This is a genomic window from Streptococcus sp. CCUG 71758 (assembly GCF_011714815.1).
Lineage (GTDB): Bacteria > Bacillota > Bacilli > Lactobacillales > Streptococcaceae > Streptococcus > Streptococcus halitosis.
In genome coordinates this window covers 76,089-95,074 of the sequence record NZ_RXXO01000002.1, presented here as the reverse complement: position 1 = coordinate 95,074, position 18,986 = coordinate 76,089, and the positions used below count along the sequence as shown (strand labels likewise).

The following is an 18,986-nucleotide window of genomic DNA, read 5'->3' as shown; positions in this document are numbered from 1 at the left end:
TTCTCCTATTTGATAAAACGTTTCAGTAGACTGACTAATAAAAAGACAGCTACAAAGATAATGGTAATACTAGCGCTGGCAGGGGTTTCCGCATAGTAGGAAATATAAAGTCCTGCCACCATTCCCAAAAAGCCAATAACGCTGGCTAGTAACATAACGGATTTAAAGTTTTTCCCCAGACGCAGGGCAATACTAGCTGGCAAAACCATGATGGTCGATACCAGAAGAGCTCCTGCCGCAGGAATCATAAGGGCAATGGCTACCCCTGTCACCATGTTAAAAAGAATGGACATGGTACGAACGGGCAAGCCATCCACAAAGGCCGTATCCTCATCAAAGGTCAGGATGTACATTGGTCGCAAGAATAAGAAAGTCAAGAATAAAACGACCGCCGCAATGGCAAAGAGGAAAATCACCTGCTCCCGGCTAATGGTCACAATCGAACCAAAGAGATATTGGTCCAAACTCATAGAACTCGAACTTTTACCCTTACTCATGACAATCAGAGACACTGCAAGTCCTGTTGACATGAGGATGGCAGTCCCGATTTCCATAAAGTTCTTGTAAACCGTACGGAGATACTCCAGAAAGACCGCAGCGATCAAGACAATGGCAATGGTTGAAATAGTTGGAGAAATTCCCAAAACCAGACCAAAGGCTACTCCTGATAGAGAAACGTGACTGAGGGTATCGCTCATGAGACTCTGACGACGTAAGATAAGGAAGGTACCAAGAACTGGAGAAAAGAGACTCATGGCAATGACCGCCAAGAAGGCACGCTGCATAAAGTCATAGGATAACAAACTAAGCATGTTCCACCTCCTGGTCGCTTTCGTGAACGTTGAAACAACGCCATGGCGAATCTTGGTTACGAACTAGATGAATATTGCGATCCGCATAGTCCTTGACCTCCTCAGGATCATGGGTAATCATCAAAACGGCCTTGCCATGATGATGAGCGCTGTGGTGCATGAGTTCGTAAAATTCATTTTTGCTCCCCACATCCATCCCTGTCGTCGGCTCATCCAAGACAAAGATGTCTGGGTCAGAAGCAAACATCCGTGCAATCACTGCTCGTTGCTTTTGCCCTCCCGATAGGGAGCCAATTCGTTTATCACGATGTTCCCACATACCAACTGAGTCTAGACTGGCCTTGATATGCTCCTCATCGTGGGCATTCAAACGACGGAACCAGCCCTTTCGCGGATAGCGACCCGACTTGACAAATTCATAAACTGTACTTGGAAAACCAGCATTAAAACTAGCAATCTGCTGGGGAAGATAAGCTATCCTTAGCTTTTTTCCATGAGTATTTGTCTTTGAGATAGTTACCTTGCCAAATCTTGGCTGCAAGATGCCTAGGCTCGCCTTGATAAGCGTTGTCTTGGCAGCTCCATTTTCACCAGTCAGGGTGACAAACTCCCCACTATCAACACTATAGTTGATGTGCTCGAGGACAGGCTCTTTGTCATAATAGAAAGACAAGTCCTCTACTGTAATATACCGCATTATTTGATTTCTCCTACTAAAGCAGTTAAAAACCGCTGGATAACTTCTTGTTCATCTGGAGTAAACTGACTTGCCACTTGTTCATAGGCTAAGAGCGTGTGTTCATGATGATGGTGGTGTTCCTCTGCCACTGGTCGAGCTAGCTCTGTCAGTTGGTAAAAAATCACACGCGCATCTTTTGGATCTCTGGATGTCTCTAACATGCCCTCTTTGACCAAAGATTTGATAGCCTTGGTCACTGCCGCCTGACTGACATTAAGGCGACGGGCCAACTCCGAGTTGGTTAGGGATTCTTCTGACAAGAGCATGAGGATGTGTTCCTGAGTATTGGTCAAGGCAACGTCACTTGTGCAATGCCCGATCAGAATTTCATGCTGGTTCTCAGATCTCAAGATCACCTCGTTTAAAAAGTTATCGATTTCCTGTGCAAGCTGTCTCATGTGTTACTCCTTCCCTAGCTATCTTTTCCATAAAAAACTTAGATAGCCACCGATTCTTTACTGGTTAATTATATCATAAACCAAAAAAGAGTCAAGGGAAAAAGGCGTAAAAACGTTTCCCTAGACTCTTCTAGATGTGAAATTTAACCTATTTTTGCTTTGGTTTTCGACTCGATAAGATACCTGCCAAACCAGCTACCATTCCCATCAAGAGTAAGAAGATGGATTGTTCACTTCCTGTATTTGGGAGAGCTTTTTCTGAGACAACTGCCTTCTTGCTAAATTGACCTGCCACCTCATAAGTAAGTGGTACATTCGTAGTCGCATCGCTAGCAGCTGTATTCGTTTGAGGTGTTTCTACTGGCAGACTAAAGTTTTTAGAATCCACAGAAATCGTCCGTGAGTTCGGATTGATCTTTTCATACTGAGTCAAATCAGCTGTTTTCAGATACTCTTCAAAGGCCGCATCCATAGAAGGACCCTCTTCTCGCGCACCACCTAACATCGTGTAGCCATCGCCACCTGCAGCTAGGAAATCATTGGTTGCAAGATAGTAGGTTTTTGCGAGGTCTAGGAGATCATAACGACCAGTTGTACGGTTTTTGGCCTGGATGGCCAAGACACGTTTACCTGATGGTAGGTTGGTATCATAGTAGACCTTCACACCTGAAACTTGCAAGAAGCCACCACTTGGTTCTAGCAATGGTTGTCCGTTCTCATCCAAAACCTTCTTGCCATCCTTATCGACCTGCAAGATAGATCCGAGTGATTTTTCAAACATATCTAAGACTTGTTGCCCCGTCACTTGGATTTGTGAAATGGTATTTCCAAATGGAAGAACAGCAATGACATTTCCTTTAGTGATTGGTTTGCCTTTTGCAATGGTTTCACGCAAGCCACCACCATTTGTCACAGCGATGTCTGTCGGATGGCTAAATCCTGTTTGACCATACTGATAGAGGGAGTCTGCTACGACGTTTCCGAGGTTGGTTTCACGAACTCGAACATTTTCACGATCACCGTTTAGTTCTACAGGGCTGTTTGAGACAATCTCAACTGCATTTTCAGCATCGTATTTTTGTTTAATGTCTTTGACTAGTTTTTCAACTTTTGGATTGGCAGTCAATTTCTTGGCATCAGCAGCTGCAATCAACGTAGGATTCCCCAAAAGCTGACGTGATTTGTAGATAACTTTCCCAACATTATGAAGGTAACTTCCTGTTTGGTTATAGGTAACATTGTTGCCATAAGTTGTGGAAGCTACTGTATGAGAATGCCCATCAATAACTGTCACACGTTTGCCTTTGAGACGAGGATTTTTAGATAGAGCTTCTGCCAAGGTTGAACCACGCCACTCGACTGGAGTTGTGGTATCTACACCCAAGTGAGCGAGCACAACATAGTGTTTGTAGTCCTTGCCTTCTGCACGAGCCTTGGCTTGAACTTCTTCGATGACCTTATTGACTTCAGAGATTGGATCTGTAAAAGTTACCCCTTTAATGTTTTTAGGGTGAGTTTTGGTTGCTGTTTCAGGTGTTGTCACGCCGATTACAACAAACTCATCACCTTCCACAGTCTTATCTTTATCAACGATTGTAGAAGCTTCAAAGAGACGAGCACCATTGACATAGGTATTTGAGCTAAGTAATGGGAATTTCAAGATTTCCTTGTATTTTTTAACTTCATCAAGGCCAAAGTCAAACTCATGGTTTCCTACTGCCATGGCATCATACTGCATCTGATTGAGAATTTCAGCACGCGCTTCACCCTTCGTAGAGTTGGAAATCGGCAAACCTTGGAAGGCGTCTCCCGCATCAACAACCAGAGTATTTTGATTTGATTTCGCACGTTCCTGCTCAATGACAGTCGCTAACTTGGCATCTCCAATTACTCCTTTTTCCTCTACGATACGACCATGGACATCATTGGTGTGTAAGATAACGGTGTCCTTTTCTTCGCTTTTAGTAGATTCAGCAGGAGCTGACGGAGCTTCTGCAGATGCAACGGTTGCTGGAGTCTCTACCTCGTTTGTTGGAGTTGCTGACGCTACAGGGTTCGACACAGGAGCAGGAGCCTCCGACGTGGCGGGAGTTGCTACAACAGCTGAACTTTCTGCAGGAGTTGTTGCTTCTTCAGCGTATACTTGTCCAGCTAAAAAGGCTGGGGCTAATAGAGCTGTCGATAAGACAGGTAACAAAGAACGTTTATTCATTTTGAAATCCTTTTCTTTTCTTTTTTCCTTTATATTATACGATATTTCTAGAAAATTTGAAACTTTTGACTTATTTTCATCTAAAACATTCGCTATTTAAACAAAAAAAGCTTGGGTTCCAATCCCAAACTTTTAGCTGATTTTATTGGAAATCATTCATATTCCCATCATAGCTTGCCCAGTCCTTGCTAAAGAAGCGGTTATTCATCTTGTAGTCTGGAGCTGGCTTTGGATCCGTTAAGAAAGGATTGGCAACTTTATCAAAAGCTAGCCAACCCAACCATCCTAGATGAATGGTATCTTTAACAAAATATGGATCTCCTCCATTTTTTGAAAAATCAGCAATATTGGTAAAGCCCTGACTTTCTAATTGGTAACGAATTTTCTCCACTGCATGTTGATACATCTCTTCGCTGAGCCCTGTGTACTCCATCCACTTCTTGTTAACGGGCTGGATGACAAAGAGTACATTGACATTCGACTTAGCAAATTGATTGAGGACCAGCTGCAAATCATTGTACTCAGAGGACTTGAGGAAGTTGTAATTTTTTTGATACCCTTCCCATTTTTTTAAATCCTTTTTAACCTCTCTCGTATAGAAATGATTTTCCATTCCCATATCGTTATTGGTCGTATTTGCTTCTGCGTCCTTACGAACAATTTTTTCTAACTCATCATAAGAAAATTGATCCGGAAGATCCTTTAAATAGTTCTCCACGTGTTCCTTGTACTTGAGTTTTCCTCGAATGGAGAATTGTCCAAAGAGAGCGGATTGCTTTTCATTGAATCGCGCAAAAATATCAATAGCAACCTGATCAACCTCTGATAATTCTTCACCCTTTGACAGTTTTTGAACAATGCCTTTTAATGCAACATTAGGATTCTGCTTTAACAATCGAATAGCCGCATGCTTTGCAGCAATATCACCAGATTGATTTTCCAAAAAAGCTGTCAATTGGTCACTGTTAAAAAATCTCTGAAACGCTGCGGGTTCATAATCTGTCTCCGTAAACCACTGAGGCGAAATCACAAATACAGCCTGCTTATTCTCTATTTCTGGCAAAATTTGCTGTAGACCAAAATATTGATTGAGAGAGGCTGCTCCTGCTTGACCTAGAAAGTAAGGACGATAGGGACGATGGTATTTTTCCGCTAAAACAGCTGGATGGACACTATCAAATCGAATCCATTCACTGGACCCTAGAAAAGGAATAAAACGCATATTTGGATCCGTAAGAGCCCTTACTTTTTGGCTTCTCTCTTTAAAACTCTCTATACTAACAGAAGCCGCTGAGTACTTCTCCTCCGTCAGATTATGACTTGTTGTACTTGGATAAAAAAAGATGAGTAAAAGAATCAAAAGGCCAGCAATGAAGATAGGCCCGAAGATCAGCCACAAGCGTTTAAGCATTCTTCAACTCCGTAATACCTTCTACGATTTTATTAGCCGTATTCCAGTCATCACGACCGAACTCCGTCACTGGAACACGAATGTCAAAACGATTTTCAATCTCAACAATCAATTCAACCGTTCCCATGCTATCCAAGACACCGGCATCAAAAAGATCTTCATCCATCATGTCAGAAACATCTTCCATAAACAACTCATCAATAATTTCAATAACTTCTGATTTGATATCCATTTTTTATATCCTTTTATTTTTTAAACCACAAATCATTCAAAAATCCAGAAAAGATTAAGAATGAAACCATCACGACATGGAAGGTGACAACCATGCCAAGCAACTGAATCCAGCGATTCTCAGGTAAGGAACCCTTTCCAGCTTTTTTCCGTTCTTTATTGAGCGCTTTTTTCTTACGAACCCAAGCGTCATTGATGACTAGCCCAATCCCATGAAAAAGTCCATAGGCGATGTAATACCAAGTCACACCATGCCAAAACCCCATAATCAGCATATTGACAACATAGGCCACACTTGAGGTCACATTGCGATTTTTAAAAATCTTCTTTCTGGTCATGACCATCACCATCCGCATAAAGACAAAGTCACGAAACCAGAAAGACAGACTCATGTGCCAGCGATTCCAAAACTCTTTTAAATCCCTTGACAAAAAGGGCTTGTTAAAGTTGATGGGACTATGAATCCCCATCAAGTTTGAAATGGCTAAGGCAAACATAGAGTAGCCCGCAAAGTCAAAGAACAAGTCTAGACCAAAAGTATACATCACCGCCAGAGCATAATGATTAAAGAAACCACCTGTCTGTAAGGCCAAATTTTTCAGCGGAGGCAGTAATATCTCTCCTAAAACATGGGCCAAGATAAACTTGTAAAGGAAGCCAAGCATGATATACTTGACAGCCTCTTCTAGCATGTCCATCAACTCATCCCGTTCAGGAATGGTCTCATAATTTTCATTGAAGCGTTTAAAACGATCAATGGGACCACTCGAGAAAGTCGGCATAAAGAGAAGAAAACGTAAGAATTGCCGAATCGTTAAATCCTTGATAACACCATCTCTCAACTCAACGATAACCCCAACTGCACGAAAAGTTAAGTAAGAAATCCCTAAAAAGCCAAACAAAGATTGAGGTCCATGAATAGCAGGAGATACCTTCACAAAAACTATTGGCAATAGGGATAGAAAGCTAACCAGGTAAAATATCCATTTGCTATCCCGTTGTTTCCTGTACCTTTTGTAGAAAGATATAAGCAACACTTGCCAGATAACATAAAGGATAAGAGCACTTATTTGATTCGTCTTTCCACCGACCAACATGGTGACGATAAAGAAGAGACTAACAAGCACCTCGTACAAGGCAAAACGTTTCTTGAAAAAGAGACCAATGAAGATAGGTAAAGTCGCAACAATTACGTATAAAAAGTACTGAAGATCACCATAAGGTTCCAAATGAGGTAGCTGTTTATAAAGCTCCATCATCTACTGTTTACCTCGTTAATCAAGCCCTTGATATCAATTTTACCATTAGGCGTTAGCGGCAAACTATCTCGATAAAGAAACTTAGACGGCATCATATAAGACATCATGATATCTGCTAGGTCTTCTTTGATAGCCTTGGTAATATCGATATCACGTTCAAACTGTTCACGAACACCGTCCTTTAGGATGACATAGGCCAATAGATTTTGTACCTTGTGGTCCTTGTTATAACGTGGGACAGCAACAGCCGACTCGATATAGCGAGACTTGTTGAGGTTTTGAGAGACATCTTCAAGCTCAATGCGATAGCCATTAAACTTAATTTGGAAGTCCATGCGTCCGCCATAGAGAAGCAAGCCCTCCTCTGTCATGGTTCCTACATCCCCTGTGTGGTAGGCTGGAAGACCTTCGAACTCAAAGAAAGCTTCTGCCGTTTTTTCAGGATTGTTCATATAGCCTTTTGAAACAGCTGGTCCAGAAACAATGATTTCTCCCTGTTCACCATTTGGCAGTTTCTTACCTTCTTCATCAATGACAAAGGTTGGAGAATCCGCCTTGGTATAGCCGATTGGCAGGCGTTTGAGAGTCTTCAACATCTCGTCTGTTACAGCAACTGCTGACAAAGCTACTGTCGCTTCTGTTGGACCGTAGGCATTGATAATACGAGCATTTGGGAACCGCTCACGTAGTTTTTGAGCTGTTTTAACCGTTAATTCTTCACCATCAAAGTAGAAATGCGTGATCCCTGGCATTTTCTCGCTGTTAAAGTCTTCTGACAACATGGCCATATCTGCAAAGGACGGTGTTGATGTCCAGATAGCGATTGGCAATGAAAAAATCGTCGCAAAGAGTTTTTTGAAGTCCTGAGTAATGGCTGAAGGAAGAGCGAAAAGCGTACCACCTAGTGCCAAGGTTGGCGCCCAGTACATGACAGATAGGTCAAAAGAATAAGGGGGCTGAGCCAGCATTTGTGGACGACTTGGCGTCGCAAATTCCTTATCTGTAATCATCCAGTTGGTAAAACTGAGGAGATTGTCATGGGAAATCTGCACCCCCTTAGGCTTACCAGTCGTACCAGAAGTAAAGATGATGTAGTAGTTGTCATCCCCCTTGACTGGATGGGTCATCTCGTAGCTGGAAGCTTGAGCAAAAGCTTCATGGACTTGCTCCAAATTCAGCATCGGTGTGCTAGTTTGCTCTAATGGAAAATCTGAGATAGCAATAATCAAACTTGGCTCTGCAACTTCTACGATAGCAGAAACTCGTTCCAAGGCCGAATGGCTATCAATTGGGATGTAGGCATGACCTGACTTAGTTAGCGCTACAAAGGTAGCCAACATCTCATATTCCTGACCACCAAAAACGACGACTGGAGATTTCTCAGGCAAGTCAAGTCGATCGATAGCTGCAGCTAAACTATCTGAATCAGCCTTCAGATCACCATAAGTATGCTCTTGACCTAAAACATTATAGACAGGATATGTTGGTTGTATTTGAGCAAAGTGCTCAATCGTTTCAATCATATCTTTTATCGGTTTATTAGACACTGTTCCTTTTCTCCTTTAAACTAGAACTCATTATAAATAAAGCCACCTTGTCCCTGCCCAAGGTAACTAAAAAAATAAAGCAGGCCAAGCAAGATTACAAAATATAGGGCCGTCCGGCCTAAAAATACATGTAGGTTTCGTTGTTTTTTCATAAGCTATCCATTAATATATCATTTCTATCGACTACAAATACGCACTATTAGTAACTTATCTTCCTAACATTTTACCACTTTATCAACCTTTTTTTCAACTGTTTACCATAACTTAAAAGTTCGTTTTAGGTTATTTTAAGATAAATTAAAATGTTAACAGTAGATGCAGGCAAAGATTTCCATTTCTATAAATCTCCTATACCAGTCATCAGAAATTAAACAGTTTAAAGAATGACAGCAAACACACGGCTCCCCCTTTGGGCATTTTTATGCTAAAATAGTAGCTATGGATAAAATTATTAAAACTATATCAGAAAGCGGAGCCTTTCGTGCTTTTGTCCTTGATAGCACTGAAACCGTCCGCACTGCTCAAGAAAAACATCAAACTCAAGCCAGTTCGACTGTTGCACTTGGTCGTGCCCTTATCGCTAGCCAAATTCTCGCAGCCAATGAAAAAGGAAATACCAAGATTACTGTAAAAGTTCTTGGAACGAGCTCTCTCGGTGCCATCATAACGGTCGCAGATACCAAGGGAAATGTCAAAGGCTACGTTCAAAATCCAGGTGTTGACATCAAAAAGACTGCAACTGGTGAAGTTCTAGTCGGACCTTTTGTTGGAAACGGTCAATTCCTCGTTATCACAGACTATGGTACTGGAAATCCTTACAACTCTATGACTCCCCTCATATCTGGGGAAATCGGTGAAGACTTGGCCTACTACTTGACCGAAAGTCAACAAACTCCTTCAGCCGTCGGCCTCAATGTTCTTTTGGATAAAGACGACAAGGTCAAAGTTGCCGGAGGTTTCCTTCTCCAAGTGTTGCCAGGAGCCAAGGACGAGGAGATTGCTCGCTTTGAGAAACGCATTCAAGAAATGCCAGCCATCTCAACTCTTCTAGAAAGCGACGACCATATCGAGGCCCTTCTCAAGGCTATCTACGGCGACGAATCCTACAAACGCCTTTCCGAAGAAGAAATCCGTTTCCAATGCGACTGCAGCAAAGAACGCTTTATGGATGCTCTTGCCAGCCTTCCAAGCTCAGACTTAGAGGAAATGAAAGAGGAAGACCACGGGGCAGAAATCACTTGTCAATTCTGCCAAACAACTTATAATTTTGATGAAAACGACCTGGAGGAACTCATTCGTGACAAATCTTAATACACCTTTTATGATTGGCAATGTTGAGATTCCCAATCGTACTGTTTTAGCGCCCATGGCTGGTGTCACCAACTCAGCCTTTCGTACCATCGCAAAAGAGCTTGGAGCTGGACTCGTTGTGATGGAAATGGTCTCTGACAAGGGAATCCAATACAACAACGAAAAAACCTTGCATATGCTTCACATCGATGAAGGCGAAAATCCCGTTTCTATCCAACTCTTTGGTAGTGATGAAGACAGCCTCGCACGCGCAGCAGAATTCATCCAAGAAAATACCAAGACTGATATCGTCGATATCAACATGGGCTGCCCAGTTAACAAAATCGTGAAGAACGAAGCTGGCGCTATGTGGCTCAAGGATCCAGACAAAATCTACTCTATCATCAACAAAGTCCAGTCTGTCCTTGATATCCCACTTACTGTCAAAATGCGCACCGGCTGGTCTGATCCATCCCTAGCCGTGGAAAATGCTCTCGCCGCTGAGGCTGCTGGTGTCTCTGCCCTTGCCATGCACGGTCGTACCCGTGAGCAAATGTATACTGGTCATGCGGACCTTGAGACCTTGCACGATGTAGCCCAAGCCCTGACAAAGATTCCATTTATCGCCAACGGTGACATTCGTACGGTTCAAGACGCTAAACAGCGTATCGAAGAAGTTGGTGCTGACGCAGTTATGATTGGCCGAGCAGCCATGGGAAATCCCTACCTCTTCAATCAAATCAATCATTACTTTGAAACAGGAGAAATCCTTCCTGATTTGACCTTTGAAGATAAGATGAAAATCGCCTACGAACACTTAAAACGCTTAATTAACCTCAAAGGAGAAAAAATTGCAGTCCGTGAATTCCGTGGCCTCGCTCCTCACTACCTTCGTGGTACATCTGGTGCAGCCAAGCTTCGTGGAGCCATTTCACAAGCTAGTACTCTTGCAGAAATTGAGGCCCTCTTGCAACTAGACAAAGCATAGTCTCACATCTACAACTCACAAAAACGGCAAAGCTCAAAAATGAGTCTTGCCGTTTTTATATGTTTTCATCTTGTAAATCTAATTGCTTCACTCTAGCTATATAGTAGGACATAATCAAAAACAAATTAAGGCTGACAATCCATATAGACCATTCATGAAGAAAATGCATCAATACAGCCAAGCTGATTGCGCCCACTATAAAACTTCCCACAACAATCCCATAATTTAAGGCCTGACGACAGTATTCTTGGATATTTCCTTCTCTTCTAGCAATGCGATACAAAGCAGTCAACATCTTTCGGTAATTTCCAGACGTCATAAAAATGACATAGGGATGATCTTCAATCAAACTGCCCGTAAATGTTAGCATCATCATTCCTGTTCCAAAAGCGATGAAAGGAACTTCTAATAGAGGAAATCGTGAAAAGAAAGGTAGAATAAGAGTTCCAATAAATAAAGGAAGCAGCATCTTAACCCGCCAGTAGGCCGTTTTACGGTATTCTTTCATGTGCAATGCAAACAGAAACCCTAGAGAAAAGAAAATAATGGAGCAGAATCGTAGCATCGTATTGATAACATTTGGATCGTGCCAATCAGATATCAATAGGAGAATATTCCCTGTCTGTGTCGCTACCAAACTATGGTATTGAATATGGCAAAACACATCCAAAGAACCACCTACAAATCCAAGAAATACTCCCATCAATCGTGTGTTTTGAGGTAAGATTAATTTATCCGCCATGTATTATCACTCGTTTTCCTTTGATTTTTTTATTATACCACTTTCTCTTGGAGAAACTAAGTGAAAAACAGTTGACTCACTCTTTTACAGAACGATTTCTAGTAAGAGTTAAAACACCAAATTTTATTATTGAATCAAGGCAACGCTTGAAACTTTACCATCCGCACCTGTTGTAATTTGGATGATTTTTCCTCCTCCGATTTTAGCATTATACTTGCCATCATCAAGAGTGTAAGAGTAGCCTCTAATAGAGTAGTTTTCTTTATTTCCTTCTGCAGTTTCTACTGTAAATTGGCCCCCTGATGAAACCGTAATAGTTTCGCCATTCGCTCCCTTCCAGTTGCCTGCTGCAGCTGAGAAGTCACCATCCACCATGGTTAAAACTCCCTTGTAGCGTTTGTTGTGTTCTGCTTGCTTGTCTTGAAGTTTGCGGTCAGTTGTTGGATCATAGCCTGACTGGTTAGACTGGGCTTGAGAGCCTTGCTGAGTTGAAGGTGCCTGAGATGGAGCTTGCTGACTAGGGGCTGCTTGTTCTTGTCTTGATTCAGGCGCTGGTTTCGCTTGTGACTGATCCGCCGCTGTAGAAGACTGACCAGAAGATGCCTGGGCCTTTTCAGATGAAGCTGAGCTTGAAGATTTTTGAATCTTGCTTTCTTTGCTAGAAGAAGTTGCTTTAGAGCTTGATGATTGACTTGTCTTTGCAGAGCTACTAGTTTGAGTGGTTTCGTTTTTATTTCCACAAGCTCCTAGTAGCAAGGTAGAAGCCAACACAGTCGCTGCCATCAATTTGATATAGGTTTTCTTTTTCATTTTTTACTCCTTTGTAACGTTTTTGAAATATTAAGAAATCTTTTTGTAACATAATTGTAACATTAGGTTTTGAATCTGTCAACTATTTAGAGAACCTATTTTAAAAATTGTTCCCTCCACTATTTCAATTCGTAATCGAAACGAAAAAATAGGAAATTTTTTAGATTAGAGTCCTATTTTTTGCATCGTTCTTGTGTAATTCTAAGAAAGATAGCCATTCATAAAAATGATGATAAATAAAGAGGTCGGAAACTTTGTCCCGGCCTTACTTTTTATTTCAATCGATAGGTTTTTCTTGGTTTCTTTTTAGGTACTCGTTTGAGCCCGACTTCTTCTACATATTCTCCGTATTTTACGAGAAAGTTATTGCTGACGATGGGCCGACCAGGATTGATGAGATTGACCAGTTCAGTCCCTTCGTAGACAGTGAACTCTTCCTCCAGCAGATAGAGGAAGGTCGGATTCCAGTCAAGACGGCCTTGGATTCGTTTGATGGATTCTTGGATAATGGCATAATGGTCAAAGGCGAAGGCTTGCTCCTCCAGCTCCACTCCCTCTAGGAAGCATTTCCCCGTCTGAAAATCGACATCTACGAAAACAACATCCTTAGCATCGTCTCCTGCCTGAACGAGGTCTAATGCACGACTAGGTAGGTACACCAAGTGGGCAATGGTCACTGTCCAGCCCCGTGGATCACGCCCAGGGGTCGATACGGTCATCAATTGCTCGATTTTTTCCAAAGGTAGATCGAGATTGACTTCTTCACTCACCTCGCGCTGACAGGCATGTGCAGCATCTTCTCCCTTGTCCATAAAGCCTCCAACCAGAGCCAAGCAGTTTTGATAAGGGTGGGCCTTGCGACGGATCAGTAAGAGCTTGATCTTTCCTTCGACAAAGCAGTAAGCCACCATATCCACTGTCACACTTGGTTTTTCATATTGAGGGAGTTCCTGCCTGTAGTACCAGTCTAAAAACTCCTCCTGACTGGCATGGATTTCATAATATTCTTTTTCCGTCATTCCTTCTGGAATCTTTATGTCTGCCATCTTATGCCTCCTTTCGAACTGCCTTGGTCCATTGGTACCATCCCACTAGACTGTTCAGTGTGTAAACCCAGTACATCCCTTGAATGTGGATATTTTCACCCCACCAGAGGTAGATACTAAAGAGATTGGTTGCAATCCAGAAAATCCATTGCTCGCGGTAAAGACGTGTCATCAAGAGCTGACCAACACCATTGGTCGCATCGGTAACACTATCACGGAAAGGGCGAGCACTATGGATACTTTGGTAAGCCAAGCCCATACCAATCCAGATAATGGCAGTCAAGACCAAGTACTTGAGCCAGTCAAGAACAGATAATTTCTTAGCTTCAAAGTGGGATTCTTCTGGTTTTCCTTGGTCATTGATACGATTGGACAGCCAAGCATAGAGACCAATCGGCTGCATGACAAAGAAGTAAACAGTCGTCAAAACTTCTCCGTAAAAAGTCGCATTCATGGCCAAGATCAAATAGATAGCCGAGTTAATGGTCCCAAAGAGATAATTGCTTGCACGACCTTCTGCTACCAAGATAACACAGACAATCCCAGTCCAGGATGCAAACAAGCTAAGCCAGTCATGGCTTTCCGTATTTTGTGTAAACTCCAAGATCAAGGGAACACTTGACAGGGCGATGAGATACAACCACTGGAAAAGACTGCGACCGACAAAGAGATCTTTCCAGAGCAAGCGCATGATTCCTGCAAAACCAATCTTGCGAGCTTCGGCATGGACATTTTTAAAGTTTTCGATAAATTGTGTGATTTTTTCAGTTAGCTTTTTCATCATTTTCTCCTAATCTGCTTGGTAAATGGCATCAATAGCTACTTTTGCTGCTTCATAATTGCCTAGATAATCCTCAGCCAGATAAACTAAAGGAATGGTCGTTAAGTATCGCTCCCTCATCTGGTCCAAATGCTGGGAAAAACTGTAGCGAATGTGGTCTTCTGCCATGGTCATATCTCTAAATCCGTCATTGACATAGGAACCAACAGGCTGCACAAAGAGAATCAAGTCCCATTTTTCCTTAGCCAAGATTGAAACAAAGAGATTGTCAAAGGTTTCTCCTGATAAGTCCTCTTGGTCCTCAGTCTCCATGTAATAGTCATAGTAGCCCTTGGTTACCAAAGAGTTGGTATCGGCTATCACAAGGCCTCGATTGGCATTACTATCGATTAACTTAGAGGTCTGGTCATACTGTCCCAACAGGAGATAGTAGTAATCCTTTGGAGTCAATTCATCGTCGCGGACATTGTTTTTGATCTGGTACTCACGCGCGTATTCCAAACTAACGGGCGCATCGTAATACCTAGCCAAATCCTTGGCCAGAGTGGTCTTCCCATTGCTAGCACTTCCCATGATCAACACTTTCTTTGTAAACTGACGACGGAAGGGTTGAGCGATGTATTTCCAATATTTGCTTGGATTTTCTCGAATCATAGTCGCTGAGATACCAAACTTTCTTTCTTGCAAGACAGTGCCAAATCCACGTTTAGCTAGCTCCTGCTGGTAGTCTTCTTCTCCTACAAAAAAAGTCAGTTCTTGCTGGGTTTCATCATAGGAAATCTCCGCTAACATCTGGTCCAACCACTCCTGCCAGCCCATAGGGTAACGAGGAAGCTTGGTCTCATCCAGCTTGCAGACAGAGGTCAATTCGTCATCACGAAAAGCCTCTCTGATATAGCGAAATCTTTTTTGAAGACTTAAACCTACCTGCTCACCTCGGTCTCCCTCGTAGCCTGAAACGACTACCCAGACCTGGTCACACTGACGCTTCGCTCGCTGGATCAGATCGATATGCCCTTGATGGAGAGGGGCAAAGGTCCCAAATACCACTGCTGTTTTCTTTTTCATAAACGCTTTATCTTTTTATAGTTTTTAATATTTTTATTATATACTATATTTTTGTTTTGTCAATAGTCTTTTATTACTTTTTATAAAAAGGTAACAAAAAAAGAGAAGGCCATCTTTATACTGCCCCTCAAAAGTTGGACATAAAAAATCTAACTTTTGCGGTTCACTAGCCTTCTCTTTTTATATCTTAGATTCATCTCTATATGAAATGACTTATCATTATTAGATACCAATTATAAGTAAAATCTTTGGGATCTTCAATGGTTAACCAATCAAATGCTAAATATCGAAAGTGGATATTTTTAAAAAACTGAATCATTATTTCCTTCTTTTCATCGCGATGAATGAAGTTCCAATCAAACCAAGGAGACCAATGATCTCAAGAACTAGATTAGACGCCACTCCTGTAGATGGTAATTTCTTCTCAGTTGCTGATGTAGGATTTCCTTTTGCCACCGTTTCATTTCCAGTAGCCAGTGGTTTATGATTAACTTCTTTATTCTGGAATTTTCCAGTTCGGCTCTCTCCTATCTGTGTTTGACTATCTTGGATAGACGGCTTAGTCTGCTTAGGTGTAGTGACATTTTGATTCTTAGAAAGTGTCTTAATCGCAAACAAACTGAAGTGGCTCGTTTTAAAGACAACTTGCCCATTTTCAACTTTAGAAGGAATGCGTTCAAGGTCGCCATTTTCCTTTATGTGATAGACGTGAACATCTGATCCAGTCTGCCCAAGCGCGAGCCGAACAGTTCGTTCTCCATTGACATGAGTTTCCTTGCCTCCTTTAGAAAGAGATAAGTCAAACACACGAACTGTTCCCCCTCCTGTTTTACGAGCAATTTTATCAGCCAACTCTTTCGTCGTTACTTCCTTGAGATGTAACTTATCAGCATCTGTAGGTTTATCAAATATTACTGAGACTTTCGTCTTGCCATCTGCTGCTGTAAAAATTTTATGTGTCTTTGGTTGTGCCGGTGTTTGCGGTTTCTTACCCTCTGGTTGAGGACTTGGTTGCATACCTGGTTTTGGAGCAGATGGCTTCTTATCCTCAGTACCGGGTTGCGCCGGTGTTTGCGGTTTTTTACCTTCTGGTTGAGGACTTGGTTGCATATCTGGTTTTGGAGTAGATGGCTTCTTATCCTCAGTACCGGGTTGCGCCGGTGTGTGTGGTTTCTTACCCTCTGGTTGAGGGCTTGGTTGCATACCTGGTTTTGGAGCAGATGGCTTTTTATCCTCAGTACCAGGTTGTGTCGGTGTTTGCGGTTTTTTGCCTTCTGGTTGAGGACTTGGTTGCATATCTGGTTTTGGAATTTCTTTCTTATCTTCTTTCTTTGGCACTAAGTTGGCCTTCGCTACCTTCAATTCCGATAAGCTCTTCTGAAGCTCTCCTATCTGAGTATCTAGCTGCTTTTCTGTAATATTTACTTGTTCTAGAAGCTCTTTCCCCTGTTTAATGATTTCGCTTGCGCGATTTCTGACCTTTTCATAAGCAGAACCAGCTTCTCCTGTTAACTTAGCTCCATCTGGAACCGTCTTCATTTCTTCTTCAAGCTGACTGATAGCCTTCTGAAGTTCCACAATCTGCTGAATCTTATTAAAGGATGGAAGAAATTCGTTCTTAAAGTAATCCGCTAGATATTTCCCTTCTAAGGTAGCATAATTCTTATTCCATATTTGCTTGATACCTGATTCAAATTCTTTTTCTAAACTAGGAATTTTCGCGTATTTCTCTCGATACAAAGCGACTTGTCTTGTCATCTTTTCGATTTGTGCATGGATTTGATAATAGATAAAGTCATCTATAAACGTTTGGAGAGTTTTGGCAGTGTATGAACCTTTTTCTAACTGCTCTCTAAATGCTTTTATTTTAGCAGGAGCAATCTTTTTAGAATCTTCCCAAATATCTTTTTTCTGCACCTTATAATCACTGTTATTTTCTGGTAACTCTGGATAGTTATTCACTTCAGCCAAAGCTTGCTCTAGTTTTTTTAGCTCTTCCTTAGCCTTATTCTTCAAAGATTCTATCTCTTTCGTTTCTTCAGTCGGTGTCTGAGATTTCCCATCTTTAGTTGGAGGAATATGACCTTCCATATCAGGCTTTCTTTGAGGCTCAGTTGGTTTCGTTAACCCTTTTTTGAATTCCTCCACAACAGCATTTAGCTCTGACTTCGCTGTTTCTAGAATCCGATCTAGTTCCTCTTTTGTTTGAGCTTTAGAAAGCTCTGATCTATATTTATTTACAATTCCTAAGGCATTTTTAATTAATTCATCAAATTTAGACTCGTCCTCAGATTTCAGATCCTTTTTAGTTCTATCCAACAGCTCACTCATGTGATTAGAAAGCGATAGATTAGCTTCTGAAATTTGTTTAGCCAAATCTTGCTGATCAGTCTCCTTAGCACTTCGTTTGTCTCTCGGTTTCGTTGTCTCTTTATTGCCATTAGATGTTTTGAGTTTTGCAATCTCATCAAGAAGACTGTGTTTAGCCTTCAGCACCTCTTCGTTTTTCGCGGCCTGATCGAGTTGCTGAAGCGCCTTTTTTTCCAACTCGCGTAACTGTTTGATTGTGGCATCCTCGTTTGCTTCTTCTTTGTTTAGTTTTTTCTCCTTTATGTTTTTGTCCACTCGTTCATTGACGTAGTTTTGAATTTCTTTTTCAACGTAAGCTTTGTAAGATTTGAATAACTTACCTAGATCAGCAATAACTTCTTGTTTAATCGTTTGGAGTGATTTATCCGACTCGTTCTTAAAATCATTTACAACTCGCTCTTTGATTTTATTGATTTCGCCTACTAAAGAACTTTTATCCTCTTCGGTGATACCTTTTGTAGTTACCATATCGCTAATCAATTTCTTTTGATGGTCGAGTTCTTCATTGATTTTTTTGAAAGTATCTTCCAGCTCTCTATAACTATTCTCCAAAGTTTCTAGGTTATCACGGTCATCTTCTCCCTCAATCTCTTTTATCAAGGAATCTTTCCGCTCAGTTGGTAGGGTACCCTTTCTGATTTCTTCTTTTAAACGTTTTTGAATTTCAGCGACCGCACCTGTGTTCTCTTTTGTAGAAGTATCTTGAGACTGTTCCGAGCTCTCCTTAGTCGGTGGAACTACCTTGTTTTCATCTTTCGATTGATTTTCTTTTTCCTTACTTTCTTGTTCTATATGCTGCTTTTCATGATGTTTTAGTAAGTCTAGGTGAAAATCATTATCTATCGAAAGCAAGCTTCCTGTATCATTCGCCCGTTCGATTTTCTGCTTATATGCTGCTTTTTTATCTGCAGGAAGGTCACTTTCCGCTAGCTCTTTTATTAATTTTTCTTTTGCATCTTTCAAAGTTTCTCTAGCTGGTTCTGTTTTTTTATTATTTTCAGAAGAAGTTTCTTTGTTTTCTCCTGCCTTATCCTTAGATGAAGTTTGTTCAGTGACCTTGGCACTATTTGTGGGTGCACTCGAGTTCATCTCATCAGCATGAGCAACACTCCCCATAAAGAAGCTAGCTACTAGTACACTAGCTACTCCTACACTAAATTTACGAATGGAATAACGCATTCTTCGTTCATGATTTGATTTAAACATATCTATATCCTCCGTGATTTTAATTAACTACAGTATATCCTGCCAATATGAATTGTATATAAAATTTGCTATATTA

General features: G+C 41.4%; 17 protein-coding genes. 2 read left to right on the top strand and 15 right to left on the bottom strand.

Annotated features, from left to right (window positions below; all coding sequences use genetic code 11):
- Positions 1-5: 5 nt before the first annotated feature.
- The 9 genes from EKB01_RS03970 to EKB01_RS03930 all read right to left on the bottom strand — a co-directional run bounded on the left by EKB01_RS03970 (position 6) and on the right by EKB01_RS03930 (position 8,761).
- On the bottom strand, positions 6-812 hold the full coding sequence (locus tag EKB01_RS03970) for a metal ABC transporter permease (protein ID WP_061588547.1): 807 nt from the start codon (positions 810-812) through the stop codon (positions 6-8).
- Entirely contained in the window at positions 805-1,509 is a 705-nt protein-coding gene (locus EKB01_RS03965) for a metal ABC transporter ATP-binding protein (RefSeq protein WP_061588546.1), read from the bottom strand. Before EKB01_RS03965 ends, EKB01_RS03970 begins: the two co-directional genes overlap by 8 nt.
- On the bottom strand, positions 1,509-1,949 hold the full coding sequence (gene adcR, locus EKB01_RS03960; protein WP_001249327.1) for a zinc-dependent transcriptional regulator AdcR: 441 nt from the start codon (positions 1,947-1,949) through the stop codon (positions 1,509-1,511). The genes EKB01_RS03965 and adcR overlap by 1 nt, the downstream gene beginning before the upstream one ends.
- A 148-nt stretch (positions 1,950-2,097) precedes the next feature.
- On the bottom strand, positions 2,098-4,161 hold the full coding sequence (nt5e, locus tag EKB01_RS03955; RefSeq protein ID WP_084872340.1) for a cell surface ecto-5'-nucleotidase Nt5e: 2,064 nt from the start codon (positions 4,159-4,161) through the stop codon (positions 2,098-2,100).
- 142 nt (positions 4,162-4,303) lie between these two features.
- On the bottom strand, positions 4,304-5,572 hold the full coding sequence (gene dltD, locus EKB01_RS03950) for a D-alanyl-lipoteichoic acid biosynthesis protein DltD (RefSeq protein WP_084872338.1): 1,269 nt from the start codon (positions 5,570-5,572) through the stop codon (positions 4,304-4,306).
- The gene (dltC, locus tag EKB01_RS03945; protein WP_000351972.1) at positions 5,565-5,804 is read right to left on the bottom strand and encodes a D-alanine--poly(phosphoribitol) ligase subunit DltC; all 240 of its coding nucleotides are present in this window, start codon (positions 5,802-5,804) and stop codon (positions 5,565-5,567) included. The genes dltD and dltC overlap by 8 nt, the downstream gene beginning before the upstream one ends.
- 13 nt (positions 5,805-5,817) lie before the next feature.
- Positions 5,818-7,062 carry a D-alanyl-lipoteichoic acid biosynthesis protein DltB gene (gene dltB, locus EKB01_RS03940; RefSeq protein ID WP_084872336.1) on the bottom strand — a complete coding sequence of 415 codons (1,245 nt, stop codon included), beginning with the start codon at positions 7,060-7,062 and terminating at the stop codon, positions 5,818-5,820.
- Entirely contained in the window at positions 7,059-8,609 is a 1,551-nt protein-coding gene (dltA, locus tag EKB01_RS03935) for a D-alanine--poly(phosphoribitol) ligase subunit DltA (RefSeq protein WP_167265735.1), read from the bottom strand. Before dltA ends, dltB begins: the two co-directional genes overlap by 4 nt.
- 20 nt (positions 8,610-8,629) lie before the next feature.
- A complete protein-coding gene (locus EKB01_RS03930; RefSeq protein WP_007518064.1) occupies positions 8,630-8,761 on the bottom strand; it encodes a teichoic acid D-Ala incorporation-associated protein DltX in 132 nt (43 codons plus the stop codon).
- 286 nt (positions 8,762-9,047) lie between these two features.
- On the opposite strand from EKB01_RS03930, the gene hslO reads away from it, so the two are divergent.
- Positions 9,048-9,920 (top strand): Hsp33 family molecular chaperone HslO, encoded by an 873-nt coding sequence (gene hslO, locus EKB01_RS03925; RefSeq protein WP_167265733.1) that lies wholly within the window; start codon positions 9,048-9,050, stop codon positions 9,918-9,920.
- Positions 9,907-10,887: a tRNA dihydrouridine synthase DusB gene (gene dusB / locus EKB01_RS03920; protein WP_162279321.1), complete on the top strand. Its 981-nt coding sequence runs from the start codon at positions 9,907-9,909 to the stop codon at positions 10,885-10,887. The genes hslO and dusB overlap by 14 nt, the downstream gene beginning before the upstream one ends.
- A gap of 55 nt (positions 10,888-10,942) precedes the next feature.
- On the opposite strand, the gene EKB01_RS03915 is transcribed toward dusB, so the two are convergent.
- The 6 genes from EKB01_RS03915 to EKB01_RS03890 form a co-directional block, all read right to left on the bottom strand.
- The gene (locus EKB01_RS03915) at positions 10,943-11,629 is read right to left on the bottom strand and encodes a YoaK family protein (RefSeq protein WP_167265731.1); all 687 of its coding nucleotides are present in this window, start codon (positions 11,627-11,629) and stop codon (positions 10,943-10,945) included.
- Between the two features lie 126 nt (positions 11,630-11,755).
- Positions 11,756-12,439: a hypothetical protein gene (locus EKB01_RS03910; protein ID WP_084872328.1), complete on the bottom strand. Its 684-nt coding sequence runs from the start codon at positions 12,437-12,439 to the stop codon at positions 11,756-11,758.
- A 272-nt stretch (positions 12,440-12,711) separates the two neighbouring features.
- The gene (locus tag EKB01_RS03905) at positions 12,712-13,485 is read right to left on the bottom strand and encodes an NUDIX hydrolase (protein WP_000763405.1); all 774 of its coding nucleotides are present in this window, start codon (positions 13,483-13,485) and stop codon (positions 12,712-12,714) included.
- 1 nt (position 13,486) lies between these two features.
- Positions 13,487-14,266: a nicotinamide riboside transporter PnuC gene (pnuC, locus tag EKB01_RS03900; protein WP_167265729.1), complete on the bottom strand. Its 780-nt coding sequence runs from the start codon at positions 14,264-14,266 to the stop codon at positions 13,487-13,489.
- A 9-nt stretch (positions 14,267-14,275) separates the two neighbouring features.
- The gene (locus EKB01_RS03895) at positions 14,276-15,334 is read right to left on the bottom strand and encodes an AAA family ATPase (RefSeq protein ID WP_084872325.1); all 1,059 of its coding nucleotides are present in this window, start codon (positions 15,332-15,334) and stop codon (positions 14,276-14,278) included.
- A gap of 318 nt (positions 15,335-15,652) precedes the next feature.
- On the bottom strand, positions 15,653-18,910 hold the full coding sequence (locus tag EKB01_RS03890) for a GAG-binding domain-containing protein (protein ID WP_109289543.1): 3,258 nt from the start codon (positions 18,908-18,910) through the stop codon (positions 15,653-15,655).
- Positions 18,911-18,986 lie beyond the last annotated feature (76 nt).